This is a genomic window from Pseudomonas sp. PL-6 (assembly GCF_054110165.1).
Genome location: NZ_CM134189.1, coordinates 240,493 through 260,088, shown reverse-complemented (window position 1 = coordinate 260,088; position 19,596 = coordinate 240,493). Strand labels below are relative to the sequence as shown.

At 67.7% G+C, this 19,596-nt stretch carries 16 protein-coding genes; 4 read left to right on the top strand and 12 right to left on the bottom strand.

Annotated features, from left to right (window positions below; all coding sequences use genetic code 11):
• Positions 1–10: 10 nt before the first annotated feature.
• Positions 11–757 (top strand): hypothetical protein, encoded by a 747-nt coding sequence (locus ACW9UL_RS01195; protein WP_031303142.1) that lies wholly within the window; start codon positions 11–13, stop codon positions 755–757.
• 57 nt (positions 758–814) lie between these two features.
• On the opposite strand, the gene ACW9UL_RS01190 is transcribed toward ACW9UL_RS01195, so the two are convergent.
• A complete protein-coding gene (locus ACW9UL_RS01190; protein WP_397498714.1) occupies positions 815–1,339 on the bottom strand; it encodes an Mpo1 family 2-hydroxy fatty acid dioxygenase in 525 nt (174 codons plus the stop codon).
• 95 nt (positions 1,340–1,434) lie between these two features.
• On the opposite strand from ACW9UL_RS01190, the gene ACW9UL_RS01185 reads away from it, so the two are divergent.
• Positions 1,435–2,118 (top strand): Crp/Fnr family transcriptional regulator, encoded by a 684-nt coding sequence (locus ACW9UL_RS01185; RefSeq protein ID WP_457788579.1) that lies wholly within the window; start codon positions 1,435–1,437, stop codon positions 2,116–2,118.
• A gap of 57 nt (positions 2,119–2,175) precedes the next feature.
• Positions 2,176–4,125 carry a metallophosphoesterase family protein gene (locus ACW9UL_RS01180; RefSeq protein WP_457788578.1) on the top strand — a complete coding sequence of 650 codons (1,950 nt, stop codon included), beginning with the start codon at positions 2,176–2,178 and terminating at the stop codon, positions 4,123–4,125.
• A gap of 60 nt (positions 4,126–4,185) precedes the next feature.
• Here the strand turns inward: ACW9UL_RS01180 and ACW9UL_RS01175 are convergent, their stop codons facing one another.
• The 7 genes from ACW9UL_RS01175 to ACW9UL_RS01145 form a co-directional block, all read right to left on the bottom strand.
• On the bottom strand, positions 4,186–4,953 hold the full coding sequence (locus tag ACW9UL_RS01175; protein WP_397498712.1) for a 3-hydroxybutyrate dehydrogenase: 768 nt from the start codon (positions 4,951–4,953) through the stop codon (positions 4,186–4,188).
• A gap of 136 nt (positions 4,954–5,089) precedes the next feature.
• Positions 5,090–6,355 carry an OprD family porin gene (locus tag ACW9UL_RS01170; protein WP_457788577.1) on the bottom strand — a complete coding sequence of 422 codons (1,266 nt, stop codon included), beginning with the start codon at positions 6,353–6,355 and terminating at the stop codon, positions 5,090–5,092.
• 232 nt (positions 6,356–6,587) lie between these two features.
• A complete protein-coding gene (locus ACW9UL_RS01165) occupies positions 6,588–8,060 on the bottom strand; it encodes a sigma-54 interaction domain-containing protein (protein ID WP_457788576.1) in 1,473 nt (490 codons plus the stop codon).
• 84 nt (positions 8,061–8,144) lie between these two features.
• Positions 8,145–9,515 (bottom strand): TRAP transporter large permease, encoded by a 1,371-nt coding sequence (locus tag ACW9UL_RS01160; protein WP_457788575.1) that lies wholly within the window; start codon positions 9,513–9,515, stop codon positions 8,145–8,147.
• A gap of 16 nt (positions 9,516–9,531) precedes the next feature.
• Entirely contained in the window at positions 9,532–10,128 is a 597-nt protein-coding gene (locus ACW9UL_RS01155; protein WP_031302637.1) for a TRAP transporter small permease subunit, read from the bottom strand.
• Between the two features lie 72 nt (positions 10,129–10,200).
• A complete protein-coding gene (locus tag ACW9UL_RS01150; RefSeq protein ID WP_457788574.1) occupies positions 10,201–11,286 on the bottom strand; it encodes a TRAP transporter substrate-binding protein in 1,086 nt (361 codons plus the stop codon).
• A gap of 478 nt (positions 11,287–11,764) precedes the next feature.
• Entirely contained in the window at positions 11,765–14,416 is a 2,652-nt protein-coding gene (locus ACW9UL_RS01145) for an excinuclease ABC subunit UvrA (RefSeq protein ID WP_457788573.1), read from the bottom strand.
• 334 nt (positions 14,417–14,750) lie between these two features.
• Between ACW9UL_RS01145 and ACW9UL_RS01140 the strand changes: the two genes are divergently transcribed.
• Positions 14,751–14,954: a putative quinol monooxygenase gene (locus ACW9UL_RS01140; protein ID WP_082457776.1), complete on the top strand. Its 204-nt coding sequence runs from the start codon at positions 14,751–14,753 to the stop codon at positions 14,952–14,954.
• Positions 14,955–15,249: 295 nt separating this feature from the next.
• Here the strand turns inward: ACW9UL_RS01140 and ACW9UL_RS01135 are convergent, their stop codons facing one another.
• From ACW9UL_RS01135 to ACW9UL_RS01120, 4 genes are all read right to left on the bottom strand, one after another.
• On the bottom strand, positions 15,250–16,563 hold the full coding sequence (locus ACW9UL_RS01135) for an NAD(P)/FAD-dependent oxidoreductase (protein ID WP_457788572.1): 1,314 nt from the start codon (positions 16,561–16,563) through the stop codon (positions 15,250–15,252).
• A gap of 142 nt (positions 16,564–16,705) precedes the next feature.
• Positions 16,706–18,088: a glutamine synthetase family protein gene (locus tag ACW9UL_RS01130; RefSeq protein ID WP_457788571.1), complete on the bottom strand. Its 1,383-nt coding sequence runs from the start codon at positions 18,086–18,088 to the stop codon at positions 16,706–16,708.
• Positions 18,089–18,209: 121 nt separating this feature from the next.
• Entirely contained in the window at positions 18,210–18,392 is a 183-nt protein-coding gene (locus ACW9UL_RS01125; RefSeq protein ID WP_457788570.1) for a hypothetical protein, read from the bottom strand.
• Between the two features lie 75 nt (positions 18,393–18,467).
• Positions 18,468–19,487, bottom strand: a complete 1,020-nt coding sequence (locus ACW9UL_RS01120; RefSeq protein ID WP_457788569.1) for a hypothetical protein — start codon at positions 19,485–19,487, stop codon at positions 18,468–18,470.
• Positions 19,488–19,596 lie beyond the last annotated feature (109 nt).

The window sequence follows — 19,596 nt, the reverse complement described above, 5'->3', positions numbered from 1 at the left end:
AGCACCCCGGATGCGCTGTAAAGCATTGTTGCGCCACGTTTTTCTCTGGACGCTCGGGCTCTTCGCCGGGCTCTCGCCACTGGCCTTCGCCGAAGCGGTCAGCCCCCAGGAACAGATTCAGGTGCATGCCAGCCGTGCTACCAGCAGCCTCATGCTGTTACGCGGCGAAGGCTTCCAGAAGGTTCATCAGCAACGCCTGGAAGCCGACCTGGCCGCTCTGGCCGGGGCCATGCAGAGCCTGCCGCAGGGCAGCGCCGAACTCTCCAACGCCCACCAGACCCTTGTTACCCAACTGCGCGCCGGTGTTTCCTATGGCCCCGGCGAGGAGAACGTGCCCTGGCGTTTCCCGGAAGACCTCAGCCGCGCCCTGCGCGATTTCCTCAGCGCCGCCCGCGCCCTGCCGGGCGGCGAGGGGCAGAGCGAGCTGGCGGCCAAGGTCGAGTACCTCGGCGTGCAGTACCTCAGCCGTGCCTACCTGGGCACCTTCGAGATCGCCCGCGAGCAACCCGATACCTACCTGGGCCAGGACGAACGCCTGCTGCTGCCGGCCATCGATGCCGAGCTGGGGGCCCTGGACAAGAAGGCCAACCCGCAGCTGAGCAAGCTGCAGACCCGCTGGAGTTACCTGCGCGCCGCCCTGGCCGACATGAACAGCCAGAGCAATGCCCTGGAAAGCGTCTCCGGCCGGCCCTTCGCGCCGATCACCGTGGATCGCCACGCACGCTCGCTGACCGCGCAGTGGATGGCGATGTTCTAGAGCCGTAGGCTGCGCCGTGCGCACCGCCTGGGGGGGTACGCACGGCGCAGCCTGAGATCAGGCCAGCGACTTCTTCTCGCGGATGCAGGTCGGCCCGGCGATGTCCACCACCGCCCGCTCCACCTCCTTGCGCAGGCCGAGCAGGAAGGCCGCCTCGGCGGCGACGAACAGCGGGCCGATCACCAGCCCCGTGATATCGTCGACGAAGGCCGGCTTGCGCCCCTCGTAGTAATGACCGACGAACTGGATGACCCAGCCGACCACGAACAGGCCGATGCCCGCGCTCAGCCACAGCGCGGTGGAGGCCGCCGCCAGGGCCGCGCCGGCCCACAGGCAGAGCCCCAGCAGCAGGCTCATGAGCAGGCCGAAGCGGGTGTCCAGGCGCAGGTAGAACAGGGCCGAGGCCAGTGCCAGCAGCGTCGCCGGCGCCAGCCACAGGCCGAGCAGCTCGAAGCCGGGGCGCGACAGCAGCACCGCCACCGCCAGCACTATCATGGGAATACCGATGAAATGACTGGCGATGTTGCGCCGGTCACGGTGGTAGGCCGCATATTGGGCCAGGTGATCGACTAGGGTTTTCATGTGGTTGCGGTCCTTTTTCACGACAGGCCCTGGCATCATCGCGCCCCGCTCGTCCGCCACTCTGTCAGCTAGGCGACAAAGCCCAAGGAGCCTCGATGCACGACCCCCACCCCTTCCTCGCCCGCCTGCAGCAGGGCCACTGGTTCGCCGGCCTGCCCGGCGAGCTGCAGGGCGCGCTGCTGGACATGGCCCAGGTGCTGCAGCTGCAACCCGGCCAGCGCCTGTTCCGCCGCGGCGACAAGCCCAGCGGGCTGTATGCGGTGGTCGAGGGGGCGATGCGTATCGGCGCGGTCAGCGAGAGCGGCAAGGAGGCGCTGCTGACCCTGGTCGAGCCGCCCTACTGGTTCGGCGAGATCTCCCTGTTCGACGGCCTGCCGCGCACCCACGACGCCTTCGCCGAAAGCGCCAGCAGCCTGCTGCTGCTGCCCCAGGCCGAGCTGCTCGCCCTGCTCGAGGCGCAGCCGCGCTACTGGCGCGACTTCGCCCTGTTGATGAGCCAGAAGCTGCGCCTGGCGTTTATCGCCCTGGAGGAGATGAGCCTGCTGCCGGCCGCGCCGCGCCTGGCCCGGCGCCTGCTGCTGATCGCCGAGAACTACGGCGAGGGCGAGCCGCGGCGGGTGCTGCACCTGGCCCAGGAACAGCTGGCGCTGATGCTGGCGGTGTCCCGGCAGACCACCAACCAGATACTCAAGGAGCTGGAGGCCCAGGGCATCGTGCGCCTGAGCTACGGCGAGATCGAAGTGCTCGACCTCGCACGCCTGCGCCGGGTCGCCGGCTGAACCGCTGGCGCTGTGCCACTGTCGATAACCTGTCCACTTGACCGAGTCTGCCGTCCGATGCCGTCCGCCGCCGCCTCCACCCTCCCCGAGATACTCGCCGGCCCGCTGCTGCGCCGCCTGGAACCCGGCCGCCTGGTGCTGTGGCTGGTGGCCAGCCGGCCGCTGAGGCTGCAGCTGTGCCTGCAACCCGAGGGCGAGGCCGAGCAGCGGCACGCCCTCGACGAGCATTGCCGGCAGCTGCCGCTGGGCCGCCACGCCGTGCTGCACCTGATCGACCTGGCGCTGACGCAGCCCCTGCCGCAGGAGGTGCGCATCGCCTACGACCTGCAGATTCTCGGCGACCCGGCGCCGCGCGGCCTGGCCGACTGGGCGCCACATCTGCTGTACGACGGCCGCAGCCGCGCCGACTTCGTGCTCAAGGCGCGCATCGACCAGCTGCTCCACGGCTCCTGCCGCAAGCCGCACCACAGCGCGGCCGACGGCCTGCTCTGCGCCGACCGCCTGTTGGCCGCGCAGCCCGAGGCGGCGCAGCGCCCGGCGCTGCTGCTGATGAGCGGCGACCAGGTCTACGTCGACGATGTCGCCGGGCCGATGCTGTGCGCCATCCACCAGCTGATCGCCCGCCTCGGCCTGTTCGACGAGCGCCTCGAGGGCGCGGTGGTCACAGGCAGCCAGGCGCTGTACGCCGACCCGGTCGGCTACTACCGGCGCGCCGAGCTGCTGCCGGCGCTGAAGAGCAACCAGACCCTGCGCGACAAGTTCTTCGGCGGCGTGGAGAAGCCGATCTTCACCAGCAGCAACGCCGACAACCACCTGGTGACCTTCGCCGAGATGATCGCCATGTACCTGCTGGTCTGGTCGCCCGTGCCCTGGAGCCTGATCGAGGAAGAGCAGCCGCCGCTGGACGCCGAGCAGCAGCGCCGCTACGCCGAGCAGCGGCCGTGCATCGCGGCCTTCCGCCAGTCGCTCGGCCAGGTGGCGCGGGTGCTGGCGCACCTGCCGACGCTGATGATCTTCGACGACCACGACGTCACCGACGACTGGAACCTTTCCGCGCGTTGGGAGCAGACCGCCTACGGCCACCCCTTCTCCAAGCGCATCATCGGCAACGCCCTGCTCGCCTACCTGCTGTGCCAGGGCTGGGGCAACGACCCGGACGCCTTCGCGGAGCCGCTGCACGCCTGCGGCGAGCTGCTGCAACAGCGCCAGGACGACCAGCTCGACGCCCGGGCGCAGGACGCGCTGATCGACGCCCTGCTGCAGTTCCAGCACTGGCACTACGTGCTGCCGACCACCCCGGCGCTGCTGGTGCTGGACACCCGCACCCGCCGCTGGCGCAGCGAGGGCCGCCTGTCGCGGCCGTCCGGGCTGATGGACTGGGAGGCGCTGTGCGAATTCCAGCAGGCGCTGCTCGATCACCCGGCCTGCATCATCGTCTCGCCGGCGCCGATGTTCGGGGTCAAGCTGATCGAGGGCATCCAGAAGCTGTTCACCTATGCCGGCCACCCGCTGCTGGTCGACGCGGAGAACTGGATGGCCCACCGCGGCGCGGCCAGCGTGATGCTCAACATCTTCCGCCACTCGCGCACGCCGGGGGATTTCGTCGTGCTCTCCGGCGACGTGCACTACTCCTTCGTCTACCGCGTGAGCATCCGCCACAAGCGCACCAGCCCGACCATCTGGCAGATCACCAGCAGCGGCATCAAGAACGAGTTCCCGCCGCGCCTGCTGGACTGGTTCGACCGCCTCAACCGCTGGCTCTACGCGCCCTGGTCGCCGCTGAACTGGCTGACCAAGCGCCGGCGCATGCGCGTCAGCCCGCTGATCCCCGAGCGCAGCCGCGCCGGCGAACGCCTGTGGAACGGCGCCGGCCTCGGCCAGGTGTTCTTCGACGAGCAGGGCCGGCCCGAGCGCATTCTCCAGCTCAATGCCGACGGATCAAAGCCGGTGGCCTTCGTCGCCGAACGCGACGAGCCTCAGCCGCGCGAGATTCCCGCCAGCCCGTAAGAGCCTGTTTTTAACGCAGCAGTGCCGACGCGCAGCAGACTTTGAACAGGCTCTGAGGCCTCACTGCGCCAGCCAGCCGCCGTCGATGTTCCAGGCCGCGCCGCGCACCTGCTGCGCCGCCGGGCTGCAGAGGAACAGCGCCAGCTCGCCCAGCTGCTGCGGGGTGACGAAGGCCTGCGACGGCTGCTTCTCCGCCAGCAGCGCCGTGCGCGCCTGCTCGGGTGACTCGCCGGCGGCGATGCGCGCGTCGATCTGCCGCTGCACCAGCGGGGTGAGCACCCAGCCGGGGCAGATGGCATTGCAGGTGACCCCGCTCAGGGCGGTTTCCAGCGCCACCACCTTGGTCAGGCCGAGCACGCCGTGCTTGGCCGCGACGTAGGCCGCCTTGCCGAGGGAGCCGACGCTGCCGTGCACCGAGGCGATGTTGACGATGCGCCCCCAGTCCTGCGCGCGCATGTCGGGCAGGGCCAGGCGCGTGCAATGGAATACCGCGCTGAGGTTGAGCGCGAGGATCGCGTCCCAGCGCTCGGCCGGGAAGTCCTGCAGCGGCGCGACGTGCTGGATGCCGGCGTTGTTGACCAGAATATCGACCCGGCCGAACTCGCGGCGGGCGTAGTCGAACAGCGCCTCGATCTGCGCCGGGTCGGCGAGGTCGGCGGCGTGGTAGCCGATGCGCCCGTCGTGGCGGGCCAGCTGCTCGGCCGCGGCCTGCCAGTCGCCGAAGCCGTTGAGAATGACGTTGGCGCCGTTGCGCGCCAGCACCTCGGCGATGCCGAGGCCGATGCCGCTGGTCGAGCCGGTGATCAGGGCGGTCTTTCCACTGAGCATCTTGGGGTTCCTTGTCGTTTGAGATGAAGGTACAGCGGCTGGGGCGCACCGCTCATTCGCCTGCCGGAAAAAAGGCCGGGCCACGCTGGCCCGGCAAGGCTTCCACGAGGAGTAAGTGCAATGCGTGGGCGCGGCCTTACCAGAGCGGCAGGCTGTAGCTGACGATGAAGCGGTTCTCGTCCAGATCCGCACCGATGTTGCTGCGGGTGGTGGCGTTGCGCAGGCGCAGGCCGAGGTTCTTCAGCGGGCCGCTCTGCACCACGTAGGCCAGGTCGGTGTTGCGTTCCCAGGTCTTGCCTTCGCTTAAGCCCGCGCCGCGGTCGACGTTGTCGCCGGACAGGTAGCGGGTCATGAAGGTCAGCCCCGGCACGCCGAGCGCGGCGAAGTCGAAGTCGTAGCGCAGCTGCCAGGAGCGCTCGTCCTGGTTGCCGAAGTCGTTGATCTGCACCAGGTTGATCAGCGCGTTGTCGGCGCCGGCGATATAGGCGAAACCGGTGTCGCCGGACAGGTGCTGGTAGCCGGCCGTGAAGCTCTGGGCGCCGAGGCGATAGGTGAACAGCGCGCCGAAGGCGTCGTTGTCGACATTGCTGCCGCCGTCGTCGCTGGAGCGGGCGAAGCGGATGTCCGACTTGAAGCTCTGCCCCTCGCCCAGCGGCAGCTGGTGCACCAGGCTGACCAGGTGCTGTGTGTAGATGCCGTCGAGGCCGCCGTAGTAGTAGCTGGTGGCCAATTCCGGGGTCCACTGGTAGCGGCCACCGGCGAAGAGGAACTCGTCGCTGCTCCTGGCGCTGCCCAGCACGATATTGCGCTTGCCGCCGTTGAACACGGTCATTTCCTCGTTATCCGAGGAATCGCGCTGGTTGACCCGGTCGAGGCGGCCGAGGTCCAGGCTCAGGCCCTCGATCTCGTTGCTGCTCAGCCAGGCGCCGCGAAAGGTCTGCGGCAGCAGGCGGCTGTCGTTGCGCATCAGCGCCGGCAGCACAGGTTGCAGGGTGCCGAGCTTGAGGGTGCTGTTGGAGGCGCGCAGCTTGGCGGTCAGGCCGGCCTCGCCGTATTCGTCCTGGGCGCGCTTGGGCGCCTCGCGGTCGCTCTTGAGGATGCCGGTGCCGACCCGGTCCGGGCTGGAATCGAGCTTGAGGCCGAGCAGGCCGATGGCGTCGATGCCGAAACCGACGGGGCCCTCGGTGTAGCCAGACTCGAAGCGCAGCATGAAGCCCTGGGCCCACTCCTCGGCCTTGGCCTGGGTCGCGCCGCTCTGGCGGAAGTCGCGGTTCATATAGAAGTTGCGCGCATCGAGCGCGGCCTTGCTGTCGTCGACGAAGGCCGCGCTGGCGGGGCCGGCGGCGATCAGTACGGCGCCGCCGCAGAGCAGCTGGCAGAGAGAGCTGTGGTGCAGTCGCATGGTATTTCCTCTTGTTGTTATGGGCCGCGTTGCGCGGCGCAGGAGGCAGAGCGAGAAGCGTGCCAGCCCCTGCCGGCCCGCGGCCCATTGGCGCAATGCCGCGGGCCAGAGCCTTTCGCCGAGAATGCAGAGGAGTGAGCACGGGACTGCAAAGCGTCTGCTGCACTGGACATGTCGGCTGGCGGCGGCACTCGCTGTCCAGCCGACTGGACGCCGGACGCACCGATGTCACTCAGCGCTGACTCAGGCCGTGCTGCTGCAGCTTGCTGTACAGGCTGGCGCGGGAGATGCCCAGCTGCAGGGCGGCGCGGCGGCGGTTGCCCTGGCAGGCGAGCAGCATGCTCTGCAGGGCGCGGCGCTCGGCCTGGGCGATGGTCTGCGCCAGCGGCTGCACCGGCTCGTCGGCACCGGGCGAGGCGGGGCTGGCCGGCGGTTCCAGCGCTCCGGCGCTGCCGGGCGCGGCCAGCAGCGGCTGCAACTGGGCCACATCCAGCAGCGGGCCGTCGACATCCAGCTGGGCGCGCTCGAGCAGGTTGCGCAGTTCGCGCACGTTGCCCTTCCAGGGCTGGCGGGCGAGCAGGGCCAGCGCCTTGTGGCTCAGCTCCATGGGCGCCTGGGCGGAGCGGTTGGCGATATCGTCGAGCAGGTATTCCACCAGCGCCGGGATGTCCTCGCGCCGTTCGCGCAGCGGCGGCACCTGCAGGGCCAGCACATTGAGGCGGTAGTAGAGGTCGCCGCGAAACTGCCCGGCGGCCACCTTGGCTTCCAGGTCGATATGGGTGGCGGCGATCACCCGCACGTTGAGCGGCTTGACCTGGTTGGAGCCGAGCGGCTCCACCTCCTGCTCCTGCAGCACCCGCAGCAGCTTGGCCTGCAACGGCAGCGGCAGGTCGCCGATCTCGTCGAGAAACAGCGTGCCGCCGTTGGCCACCTCGAACTTGCCGATCCTCGCCTTGCGCTCGGCGCCGGTGAAGGCCCCCGGCGCGGTGCCGAACAGCTCGGCCTCGACCAGGGTTTCCGGGATCGCCGCGACGTTGACCGCGACGAAGGGGCCGTTGGCCCGCGGCGATAGGTTGTGAATGCCCTGGGCCAGCAGCTCCTTGCCGGTGCCGGTCTCGCCGCGCAGCAGCACCGTGGCGTCGAGTTGCGCGGCACGGCGCGCCTGGCGCTTCACTTCGCTGGCCGCCGCGCTGGCGCCGATGAAACCGGCGATGGTGTAGCGCGCACGGCGCGCCTTGGCCAGCTCGTGCTGGGTGGCGAGCAGCTGGCTCTGCAGCTGGTTGTACTTGGCCATCAGCGGTTTGAGATGGCGGGCGCGGTCGAACAGCACGAAGCCGAGGGCGCCGACCAGGGTGCCGTCCGCGTCGCGCAGGGGGATGCGGGTGACCACGAAGTGCTCGTCGCCGAAGGCCATCAGGTCGAGCATGCTCGGCTGACCGCTTTCCACCACCTCGCGCAGGCGGCTGGCCGGCAGCACCTCTTCGACCTCCTTGCCCAGCGCGCTGCGCGGGTCGCTGATGCCGACCTTCTGCGCGTACTTGTCGTTGATCCAGACGATGCGCGCCTGGCGGTTGACCGCGATGGTGCCCTCGCACTGGGCGTCGAGGTGGTCGAACAGCAGCGGCATGGCCACGGCGCGAAAGCGCTCGGGCGACACGCCGATGATCAGGCCGTGCTGGTCGAGGTCGTCACGGGAAATGGCCATGGCAGTTGCGCCTCCATCGGTTGGTCCGGGTAATGACGCAAGCCCTACCGGGTGGGCAGGGCATTGCGCATGCAGCCATGACGGTCACGGGCCGCCATACACCTCGTTGGGCAACCAGGTGGCCAGCGCCTCGAAGTGGAACACCAGGGCCAGGCCGAGCAGTTGCAGGAGGATGAAGGGCAGCACGCCGAGGTAGATGTGCCGGGTGGTGATGCCCGGCGGGCACACGCCCTTGATGTAGAACAGGGCGAAGCCCACCGGCGGGGTGAGGAAGGAGGTCTGCAGGCACAGGGCGAAGAGGATGGCGAACCACAGCGGGTCCACGCCCATGGCGAACAGCACCGGCGCCACCAGCGGCAGGACGATCAGGGTGATCTCCACCCAGTCGAGGAAGAAGCCCAGCAGGAAGGTGATCAGCAGCACCGTGAGCAGCACGCCGGTCTGGCCGAACGGCAGGCTGGTCAGCGCCGCGCGCACCACGTCGTCGCCGCCGAGGCCGCGCAGCACCGCGGCGAACACCGTGGCGCCGATAAAGATGCCGAAGATGAACGCCGTGGTGCGGCTGGTCTGGTACAGCGCCTCCTTGATCACACCCAGGTCCAGGCGCCGGCTGAACCAGGCCATCAGCACCGCGCCGGCGGCGCCCACCGCCGAGGCCTCGGTGGTGGTGGCGATGCCGAAGAAGATCGAGCCGAGCACCGCGAGGATCAGCCCCAACGGCGGCACCACGGCCAGCAGCACGTCGAGCAGCGCGCGGACGTCCAGTGGCTGGCGGTCCTTGGGCGCCGGGGCGAAGTCCTTGTTCAGCCAGGCGGCGATCAGGATGTACAGCACGTAGAGCACGCCGAGCAGCAGCCCGGGAATCAGCGCGCCCATGAACAGCTTGCCGACCGAGGCCGCCGGTGTGCCGAGGCGGTCGGCCATCAGCACCAGCATGATGCTCGGCGGTACCAGGATGCCCAGGGTGCCCACCGAGCAGGCGGTGCCCACCGCCAGGCTCTTGTTGTAGTTGGCCTGCAGCATCGGCCCGAGCGAGAGCAGGCCGAGCAGCACCACCGAGGCGCCGACTATGCCGGTGGAGGCGGCCAGCAGCACGCCGACTATGACCACGGTGACGGCGTAGCCGCCGCGCAGCGGGCCGAGCACGCGCACCAGGCTGTGCATCAGGCGCTCGGCGATGCCGGAGCGGTCGAGCATGATGCCCATGAAGATGAACAGCGGCAGCGCCACCATCAGCTCGTTGGCGACTATGCCGTAGATGCGCGCGTCCAGCACGCCGATGGTGCCGCTCCAGGTGAACCAGAGTTCGGCGTCGAAATGGTTCACCAGCACATGGCCGACGACCGCGAAGATCAGGCCGACGCCGGCCAGCGACCAGGCCACGGGAAAGCCGAGCAGCAGCAAGCCCATGAAGGCGGCGAACATGGCGATAACCAGAATTTGTTCCAGACCCATCATTTCAGCCTCGTGATCAGGGGTGCGGGTGAGCGCCGTTGGATGGCTCGGCGGGCGCGTCGACGGCCCGGGGGAAATGCAGCAGCAGGGTGCTGCAGCGCGAGGCGCGGGCGATCAGGGCGATGGCCACCAGGATCAGCCCCAGCGGCAGCACGCTCTTGAACACAAAGCGATAGGGCAGCCCGCTCGGCGCCTGCGAATGCTCCAGGTAGACGAAGGCGGTGTGGGCGTAGGCGAGCAGGCTGTCGATCATCAGGCCGATCACCGGCAGCGCCAGCAGGACGATGCCCAGCAGCTCGATCCAGGCCTGGGCGCGCAGCGGGAATTTCTCGCGCAGCACATCGACGCGCACATGGTCGTCGCGCACCACGGCGTAGCCCAGCGACAGCATCATGGCGGCGCCGAACAGGTGCCAGGACAGCTCCTCCAGGGCGATCGAGCCGCGCGCCAGGATGAAGCGGCTGAACACGTTGCACAGCACCACCAGCAGCACGGCCAGCCACAGCCAGGCGCTGGCCTTGCCGATGGCGGCGACGAGACGGTCCAGAAACCTGGACAGGCGGTTATGGGGTAGCTCGGCGCCAGGCGCCGCAGCGGAAGCAGGTTGCTGCATCGGGAAAACCTCGGACAGGAAGACGCGACGGGCCGCGGCATGGCCGGGCCCGTGCAGGGTCACTGGGCGCGATCAGTCGTGCTGGTAGTAGTCCCGCGGCAGGTAGCCCATGCCGTGCCAGGTGGCGTGCTGCGCCATGAACGCGCGCTGGCTGCTCAGCACGCGCTTGAACATCGGGTCCTGGGCGGCCATCTCGTCGAGCACCTCGTTGCTCACGCGCTGCAGTTCGCGCAGCACCGGCTCGGGCAGCACCTGCGGCTTGACCCCTTCCTGCTGGTAGGCGGCCAGGGCGGTCGGCTGCGCCCACTCGCTTTCGGCGAAGCCCTTGAGGGTGGCCGACTCGCAGCCCATCTCGATCAGCGCGCGGCTCTGCGGCTCCAGCTTGTCCCACACCTCCTGGTTGACCAGCAGGTGCGAGGTGGTCAGGGTCTGGTGCCAGCCCGGCATGATGTAGTTCTTGATGATCTGGTCGAGGCCGAGCATCTTGTCGATCGCCGGCTGGGAGAACTCGGTGGCGTCGATGGTCTTGCGCTCCAGCGCCTGGTAGATCTCGCCGCCGGGGATCATGGTCACCGAGGCGCCGAGCTTCTCCAACACCTTGCCGCCGATGCCGGCGAAGCGGATGCGCAGGCCGTCGAAGTCCTGCAGCTGCTCGATCGGCTTGGCGAACCAGCCGGCGCCTTCCGGGCCGATGATGCTGCACAGCATGGGGTGGATCTTGTGCGGCGCATAGATCTCCTCCAGCAGCTGCTTGCCGTCGCCCTGGTAGTACCAGGCCAGGTAGGCCGGCGGCTCCATGTTGAAGGGCGCGCCGGAATACAGCGGCAGCGCCGGGATGCTGCCCTGGTCGTAGCCGATCCAGGTGTAGCCGGCCGGGTACTTGCCGCTGCTCACCGCATTCATGATCTCGAACGGCGGCACCAGCTCGCCCGGCTCGTAGTAGCGCAGCTGGATGTCGCCGCCGGAGATGGCCTTGAGCGATTCGGAGAGGTGCTTGACCGGGGTGGTCAGGCCCACCAGGTGGGAGGGGAAGGCCAGGGGCACCTGCCAGCGGATCTTCTCGCTGGCCAGCGCCGGGCCGGCCAGCAGACTGCCGGCGAGCAGCGCGGCGGCGGAGATACCCGGGGTCAGGCGGGAAAACGAATGTGTGACGGACATGCTGGAGTTCCTTCTTGTTGTAATTGTTTTCGAACAACGGCCCGGTCGCTCGCACCGACGCGGAATACTCCGCGCCGCAGCGGCGCCAGCCGTTAGCCCATACGCCAATGCGATCTCTGTGCCAGCTTTCAATGTCTTTATAAAACAACTAGTTAGAATGCGCTCACCCACCCAACACAGCGGCCAAGTCTTGAAATCTGGACAGTTGCGCGAAGATCCCGCCAGACATGTCCATAAATCCGGACATTGGCGGCTGGAGTGGGGGACATGGGAGGGCAGCGAAGGCCCGCCGGGAGTGTGATGGCCTGGAGAGGTGCAAGGAGCGACTGCATGAGCGCAGTCGCCCCTGGATGCTTCAGTGTGAAGGTGTTCTATCGGCCATTAAAGCGTTTGGGGAGGCGGCCGGTAACGCCCCCCAAATGCCGGAGTGCACAGAAGGGGCTCGACCGGGGCGTGCAGAATTGACGCCGTATAGGCTCTACTCAGCTCGTATGAGTGCTTCGGCAAGAAATGGAGCAGTCCGGCTGCCTGGCGCCCGAGCCACCTGTTGAGGAGTACCGTCCGCCACGATGCGGCCGCCGGCATCACCCGCCCCCGGCCCCACGTCGAGCACCCAATCGGCTTGGGCCACAGCGCGCATGTCGTGCTCGATCATCACCACGGTATTGCCGGCATCGACCAGGCGCTGTAGCTGCACCAGTAAACGGTCAGCGTCCGATGCATGCAGCCCAGTGGTCGGCTCATCAAGCACGTAAAGGCTGCGGCCCCTTTGGCTGCGCTGCAACTCCGTGGCGAGCTTGATGCGCTGCGCTTCGCCGCCCGACAGCTCGGTAGCAGGCTGCCCCAGGCGCAGGTAGCCCAACCCTATCTCGCGCAGTAATTGGAGTGGTCGCGCCACCGCATCTTCGCCTGCGAAGAAGTCGTGGGCCTCCTCCACCGTCATCTGCAGCACTTCAGCGATGTTTCGCCCGTTCCACTGCACTGTGAGCGTGGCGTCGTTGTAGCGGGCGCCATGGCATGTCGGACAAGGCGCGTAGACACTGGGCATGAACAGCAACTCAACGCTGACGAAGCCTTCACCCTCGCAGGTTTCGCAGCGCCCCTTGGGCACATTGAAAGAGAATCGCCCCGCGTCATAGCGGTGGCGGCGCGCATCGGGCGTGGCGGCGAACAACTTGCGCACGTGGTCGAACAGGCCCGTGTAGGTGGCCAGATTAGAGCGTGGCGTGCGACCAATCGGCTTCTGGTCCACCTGAACCAGGCGCTGCACAACATCCACATCGCCCGCCAGATGACCACCGGTAACTTCGATCACCGCCGGCCCTTCGCTGCTAGCGCTGCCTGTCACATCGTCTTCGGGTTCGTGCCCCAGGTGCAGGAGCAACAACTCCGGCAGGGCCTGGGCAACAAGGCTCGATTTGCCCGAACCGGAGATACCGGTAACTGCCGTCAGCACGCCTAGCGGGATGCGTGCATCCACCCCATGCAGGTTGTGACGACGGATGCCCCGTAGCTCCAGCCATCCGGCCGGTTCGCGGCCACGGCTCCCCGGAGCGGGGATCTCATCGAACAGGTAACGCGCGGTGCGTGACTCAGCAATCTCGCGCAGGCCTTCCGGCACACCACTGTAGAGCACGCGACCGCCCCGCTCGCCGGCATCCGGCCCCACGTCCACCAGCCATTGCGCGCGGCGCATCAAGTCCAGGTCGTGTTCCACCACGAACACCGAATTGCCAGCATCCCGCAGCTTGTCGAGGGAGTCGTAGAGTGCCTGACTGTCCGCGGGATGCAGGCCCGCCGAGGGTTCGTCGAGCACATAAACCACGCCGAACAGCATGGAACTCAGTTGCGTGGCTAGACGCAAGCGTTGCAGTTCGCCGGCTGATAGCGTGGGCGTAGCACGATCCAGCGTTAGATACCCCAGGCCCAGTCCGCGCAATTGGCGCAGGCGTGCCATCACACCGCCGGCCAGTCGCTGGGCGGCGATGCGCTTCTCTTCCGAAAACGCGGAGGTGCGGCGCACATCAGGCGATATCGCATGGACCGCGCGGCCCGCTGCAGCACGTTCGGCCCGGTCGCGCCTCGTCGCGTCCCCGTCAGTCTCTGCACCTGCCGTATGGGCGCGGAAATCGCCCGCAGAGATCGGCTCAAGCAAGGCCGCCAACCGGTCGAGGGGCATTTGCATGAACTCACCGATATCCACCCCGGCAAAAGTCACCGACAGCGCTTCGGACTTGAGTCGCTTGCCATGGCAAGACGGGCACGACCGTCCTTCCATGTAGCGCGACACCCGCTTTCTCATCAGCGCACTTTGTGTGTTGGCGAAGGTGTGAAACACATAACGTCGGGCGCCTGTAAAGGTCCCCATGTAACTGGGTTCCATTTTCCGCTTGAGCGCCGCACGGGTTTCAGCAGGCGTGAAGCCAGCGTACACCGGCACCGTCGGCGTTTCGTCGGTGAACAGAATCCACTCGCGGTCCTTCCTCGGCAGATCCTTCCACGGTCGGTCAACGTCATAACCCAGGGTGACCAGGATGTCGCGCAGGTTCTGCCCATGCCAGGCAGGCGGCCAAGCGGCGATCGCGCGCTCACGGATGCTGAGCGACGGGTCCGGCACCATGGTGGCCTCCGTCACCTCGTACACATGGCCCAAGCCATGGCAGGCCGGGCATGCGCCCTGTGGCGTGTTGGGTGAAAAATCCTCGGCATACAGCATCGGCTGATTGGCTGGATAGGCACCGGCACGCGAATACATCATCCGCACGAGGCTGGAGAGCGTGGTCACGCTACCCACGGAAGAGCGCGCATTGCTGGCACCACGCTGCTGCTGCAATGCAACCGCCGGCGGCAGACCATCGATTGCATCGACGTCCGGTACGCCAGCCTGATCGATCAGACGCCGCGCATAGGGCGCAACCGACTCGAAGTAGCGCCGCTGCGCCTCGGCATAGATGGTGCCGAATGCGAGCGAGGATTTGCCGGAGCCAGAGACGCCTGAAAACACCACCAGTGCATTGCGCGGGATGGCGACGTCTACATCCTTGAGGTTGTTCTCGCGCGCCCCGCGCACTTCGACAAGGCCACTGGCTGCAGCGGTACACGAAGATTCACCGTAGGAGGGGTTTGGCATGTGTTCTTGTCCTACGGTTCGTGGATGGCAATGGGCTGCAATTCCGGTTAACGCCGGCACTCCAACGTACTGCGGCAAGCATTGAAGCGGCAATCAGCAGCAGCGATCCGCTCTCCTCAAGCACGCGCTTCCAGTATCGGTTCGTCAGGATGTTTGAATTCGCTGTAGTGAATTAATCCTGCGTTGCTGCCTGCCTCAAGGGTGGTCGGATGAGCGTGGAACGGGGGCTGGATCACCGCGGAATCAGTGGCCGAATGTTCATGGAATAGCTGGCGGATGGCCGTGGAATCCGCAATCTATGGGGTGAGCAGCAGCCCACGCTTTAAAATGCTCGATGAAAGCCCGTACTGGTTGCCTTCAGTACACCCTGCACCGGTCTGTCGAAGCGCCGAAGGATTTCATGATCTACGAGATCTGGCGGGATCAAGCAGCACTGAATGACCATGTACTGCAGGCGCATTATCTGCAGTTCAGCGCGCTGGCTGGTGAACTACTGGTTGAGCCACCGATTGTCAGCCAGATGATCCAGATTGCCTAGCACGGCGGGAAATGCCGTTCACCGCCCCGGCGCCAACTACACCCATTGCGGATACCTCGAAGCGGTAGACCTTTGGCGAAGCCGGCCGATCAGGAAGCCGGGTTAGCTTACCCCTTGCATGGACGACCTTAGACCGGACGACCTGGTATGAACGCGACGCGTCAAGCCAGGAGCAGCGTCCTAAAGCAAATTCACCGGCAGATGGATCCGCAACTGGCCGATAGCCGCCCTGCCCCTGGCGCCTATCGGCCCGACATCAGCACGCCGCACCGCATCTTCAGCGCGGTAAATACACTCAGCGCAGCTTCTCCAGCATCTGGTAGTACCACATGCCGGCGGCCAGCATCGGGTTGCCGAGCTGGTCGCCCAGCGGCACCTTGATGTGCTTGCAGGCGGCGAAGGTGTCGTACTGCTGCAGGTCGCCGGTGATCGCCTTGGCCATGATCTCGCCCATGATGTGGGTGGTGGCGATGCCGTGGCCGGAGTAGCCCTGGCAGTACCAGACGTTGCTCGACAGCTTGCCCAGCTGCGGAATGCGGTTCATCACGATGCCCATGGCGCAGCTCCACTGGAAGTCGATCTGCACGCCCTTGAGCTGCGGGAAGGTGCGCTCGATGCACGGGCGCAGCTCGCCGGCGATATCCCGCGAATCGCGCCCGGAGTAGTTGCAGCCGCCGCCGAACAGCAGGCGGCCATCGGCAGTCAGGCGGTAGTAGTCGAGCACGAAGCGGCAGTCGTACACCGCCAGGTCCTGCGGGTTGATCTCTTTCGCCAGCTCGCCCAGCGGCGCGGTGGTGACGATGCCGCCCATGGCCGGGAAGATCAGGCCCTTGAGCTTGCGCCGCTCCAGCTTGTGGTAGACGTCGCCGGCCAGCAGCACCTGCTTGGCCTCGATGCGCCCGCCGCGGGTGACCACCGCCGGACGCGCGCCGTGGACGATCTCCAGCACCTCGGAATGCTCGAAGATCAGCGCGCCCAGGCTCTCGGCCGCCTTGGCCTCGCCGATGCACAGGTTGAGCGGATGCAGGTGCATGTTGCGGTTGTTCCTGATCGCCCCGCAGTACAGCTCGCTGCCGAGCTGGGCGCGCACGCCGGCGGCGTCGAGCAGGGTCACCTCCTCGCCCATGCCGCGGCGCACAGCTTCCTCATAGGAAGCCCTGAGCTCGTCCATGTGCACCGGCTTCATCGCCGCGTGCAGATGGCCGTGCTTGAGATCGCAGTCGATACCGTACTTTTCCACCCGGCTCTTGATGATCTGGTGGCCGCGCCAGCGCAGGTGCCAGATGAAGTCGTCCACCTCCTCGCCCAGGCTGTTGCGCATCTGCTTGCGCATGGCCTCGTCGCCGGACAGGCTGCCGGTGACCTGGCCGCCGTTGCGCCCGGTGGCGCCCCAGCCGATCTTGTGGGTCTCGATCACGGCCACCTTGAGGCCGCGTTCGGCCAGCTCCACGGCGGTGGCGACGCCGGTGAAGCCGCCGCCGATGATGGCCACGTCGACGCTCACGCTGCCCTGCAGCGTCGGGTAGTCGGTCTCGAAATTGAGCGAGGCCGAGTAATAGGACGGCGCGCGCTCGGCGGCGGGTTTGACGGGTTGGGTGATGGCGTTCATAGCAAAATCCTCGAAGCGGCGAGCCGCCGTAGGGTGCGACGTGTGCACCGATAAATCCGGGGGTCGCGGCCCACATGGGGCACCCACAATCTCCACACTCTGTGGCAGGGGCTTCAGCCGCGATCCTTTCAAATAGGGGCCATCAGGCGTTGCTCAGGTACCAGCGCCAATCCTGCTCGCCGACCTCGCCCATGAACTGGCGATACTCGGCGCGCTTGACCGCGAGAAAGACCTTGAGGAACTCGGCGCCGAAGGCGTCGCGCGCCCAGCCGGAGCGCTCCAGCGCCTGGATCGAGGTCAGCCAGTCGGTGGGCAGCAGCTCTTTGGCCTGGGCATAGCCGTTGCCCTGCACCGGCTCGCCCGGATCCAGCCCCTCGCGAATGCCGCGGTGGATGCCGGCGAGGATCGCCGCGGCGGCCAGATAGGGGTTGGCGTCGGCGCCGCAGATGCGGTGCTCGACATGCCGGGTCGGCGCCGGGCCGCCCGGCACGCGCAGGCTGACGGTGCGGTTGTCCACCCCCCAGGTCGGCGCCAGCGGCGCGTAGCTGTTGGCCTGGAAGCGCCGGTAGGAGTTGGCGTTGGGGCAGAACAGCAGCAGCGAATCGAGCAGGCTGGCGAGCATGCCGCCGACCGCCTGGCGCAGCAGCGGTGTGCCGGCCCCCTGTCTGATATCAGAAAGCTCGCTGGCGAACAGGTTGGCGCCGCCCGCATCGGCCAGGCTCACGTGCATATGCATGCCGGTGCCGGCGATCTCGGCGAACGGTTTGGCCATGAAGCAGGCCTGCATGCCGTGGGCATGGGCCACGCCCTTGACCAGACGCTTGTAGCGCACCGCCTGGTCCATCGCCGCCAGCGCCGGGCCGTGCTCCAGGGTGATCTCCACCTGGCCGGGGGCGTATTCGGAAATCGCCGTGCGCACCGGGATGCCCTGGGCCTTGCAGGCGGCGTACAAATCCTTGAGGAACGGCTCGATCTGCTCCAGCTCGCGCAGGCCGTAGACCTGGGTCTGCCGCGGGCGGCCGCCGTCGGCGTCCAGCGCCGGCTGCGGGCGGCCCTGGGCGTCCGGTTTCTGGTCGAGCAAATAGAACTCCAGCTCGCAGGCCATCACCGGGTGGTAGCCGTCGGCTTCGAGCTGCTCGATCACCCGCACCAGCAGTTGGCGCGGATCGGCGACGGTGGCGGGCAGGCCTTCGGTGGGGTGCATCGACACCTGTACCGCTGCGGTGGGGATCTGCCGCCAGGGCAGGCGCACCAGGCTGCCGGGCAGCGGGTAGGCGCGGCAGTCGATGTCGCCGACCTCCCAGACCAGGCCGGAGTCCTCGACGTCCTCGCCCTGCAGGGTCAGGCCGAGCATGGTGCTCGGCAGTGGCCGGCCGCTGCGGTACAGCGCCAGCAGCTCCTCGCGGTGCAGCAGCTTGCCGCGCGGCACGCCGTTGGCGTCGAGGACGAACAGCTCGATCAGTTCGATATCGGGGTTGTGCGCGAGGAAATCCTCGGCTTCCTGCACGGGGGCAAAACTCGTCATGTTGCGCTCGCTTGCGCCAATTCGGCGCTCGGGGTCCGCACGGCCGGCTCGATGGTCGAGCGCCTGGCTACGGCAGACAAGGCTGGGTTGGACGGCTGCGGGCATGGCGCAGCCCTTGCTGTCAGCAGGCGGGCGCGGCGTCCGGTGGACGCGCGTGACGGCAGTGCCACAGCGCCCAGAAGGCGAGGATGATGGTCAGCAGGGGATTGAGCCGGTCGGCGCCGAGGCGGGTCCGTAACGGACTGGCGCTGGGCGGGTGGCGATGAGGCTGGGCGACGGGAGTCATGGCCAAGGAGACTCGCATGGCGGCGAATCCCGGTTAAATCGCATTTTTTACACATTCAGTTATTCCCTGGCTAAACAATGCGCGCCGGCGAGTTCAGGGCTCGCGCCATAGCGGCTGCCCATCGGCCAGCACCGGCCGGTAGCGCGGCAGCAGCGCACCGGGTCCGCCGAGGCTGGCCTCGATCTGCCTGGACAAGTGCTCGATGCCGGCCATCACGCCGCGCTCGGGGTCGCGCACCAGCGCCAGCCATTGCTCGTCGAAGGCGTCGTTGAGGTGGCGGCGCAGCTGCATCTCGGTGGCCGGGCGCTCGCGCTCGTGAACCATGGCGCGGAACACCGAGGCGCCGATGGACACCACCAGGCCGGCCGCGCGCCCGACCATGGAGGAAATCACGCTGGCGGCGCCGCTGGTGGTGAGGTCGTCGACCAGGCGTTCGCTGGTGCTGCGGGTCACCTGTGAGATGCCCGGATGCGCCGACCAGGCCAGCGCGTTGCCCGGCTGCGCACCGATCCGCTCGATCAGCGCGGCGTAGGCCGGCAGGCGCTCCAGCGGCTTGGCCCGGAGCACCTGGTAGAGCGAGGCGCCGGGCGGCACGGCGATGGCCGCAATGGCCTGCAGATGCTGGTCGAACTGCGCCGCGGGGATGCCGTGGCGCTGGGCGATGCCCGGCAGCTGCTGGTCGAGCTGGCGCAGGTAGAACTGGGTGGACTGCTGGAGAATCTGCGGCGGCGCGATATCCCTGGCCACCGGCTCCAGCACCAGGTCCTGGTACTGCTCCTGCAGGTACTGGGCGAGCCGGCTCACGGTCTCATCGCGCTCGCCTTCGCCGTCGAGCTTGTACCAGGCGACCTTGAAGCCCAGCCAGCGCTGGGTCCAGTAGCTGGAGAACCAGGGGATATAGGCGGTGTCGGTCTGGCGGTAGACCAGGTCCAGCCAGCGATCCATGGCCGCCAGCGCCTGCTCGCGGGCCTGGCTGGCGGCGCTGCGCGAGGCGGCGGCGATATCGCGGTCGACCTGGCGCCAGGTATATGCCGACACCTGCACCGGGGGCGCCGAGGCGCAGGCCACCAGCGCCAGCAGCGGCACGGCGAGCAGCAGGCGCAAGCCGGGCATCGGGATGCCTCCCGCGCCATGCCGGGGCCAGGGACGGCCGCAGATGGCGCCGCTGCGTCCGCTCTCTCCCAGTATAGGTGCGCGCTGCTCGCCGAGCAGTTGAAGACCG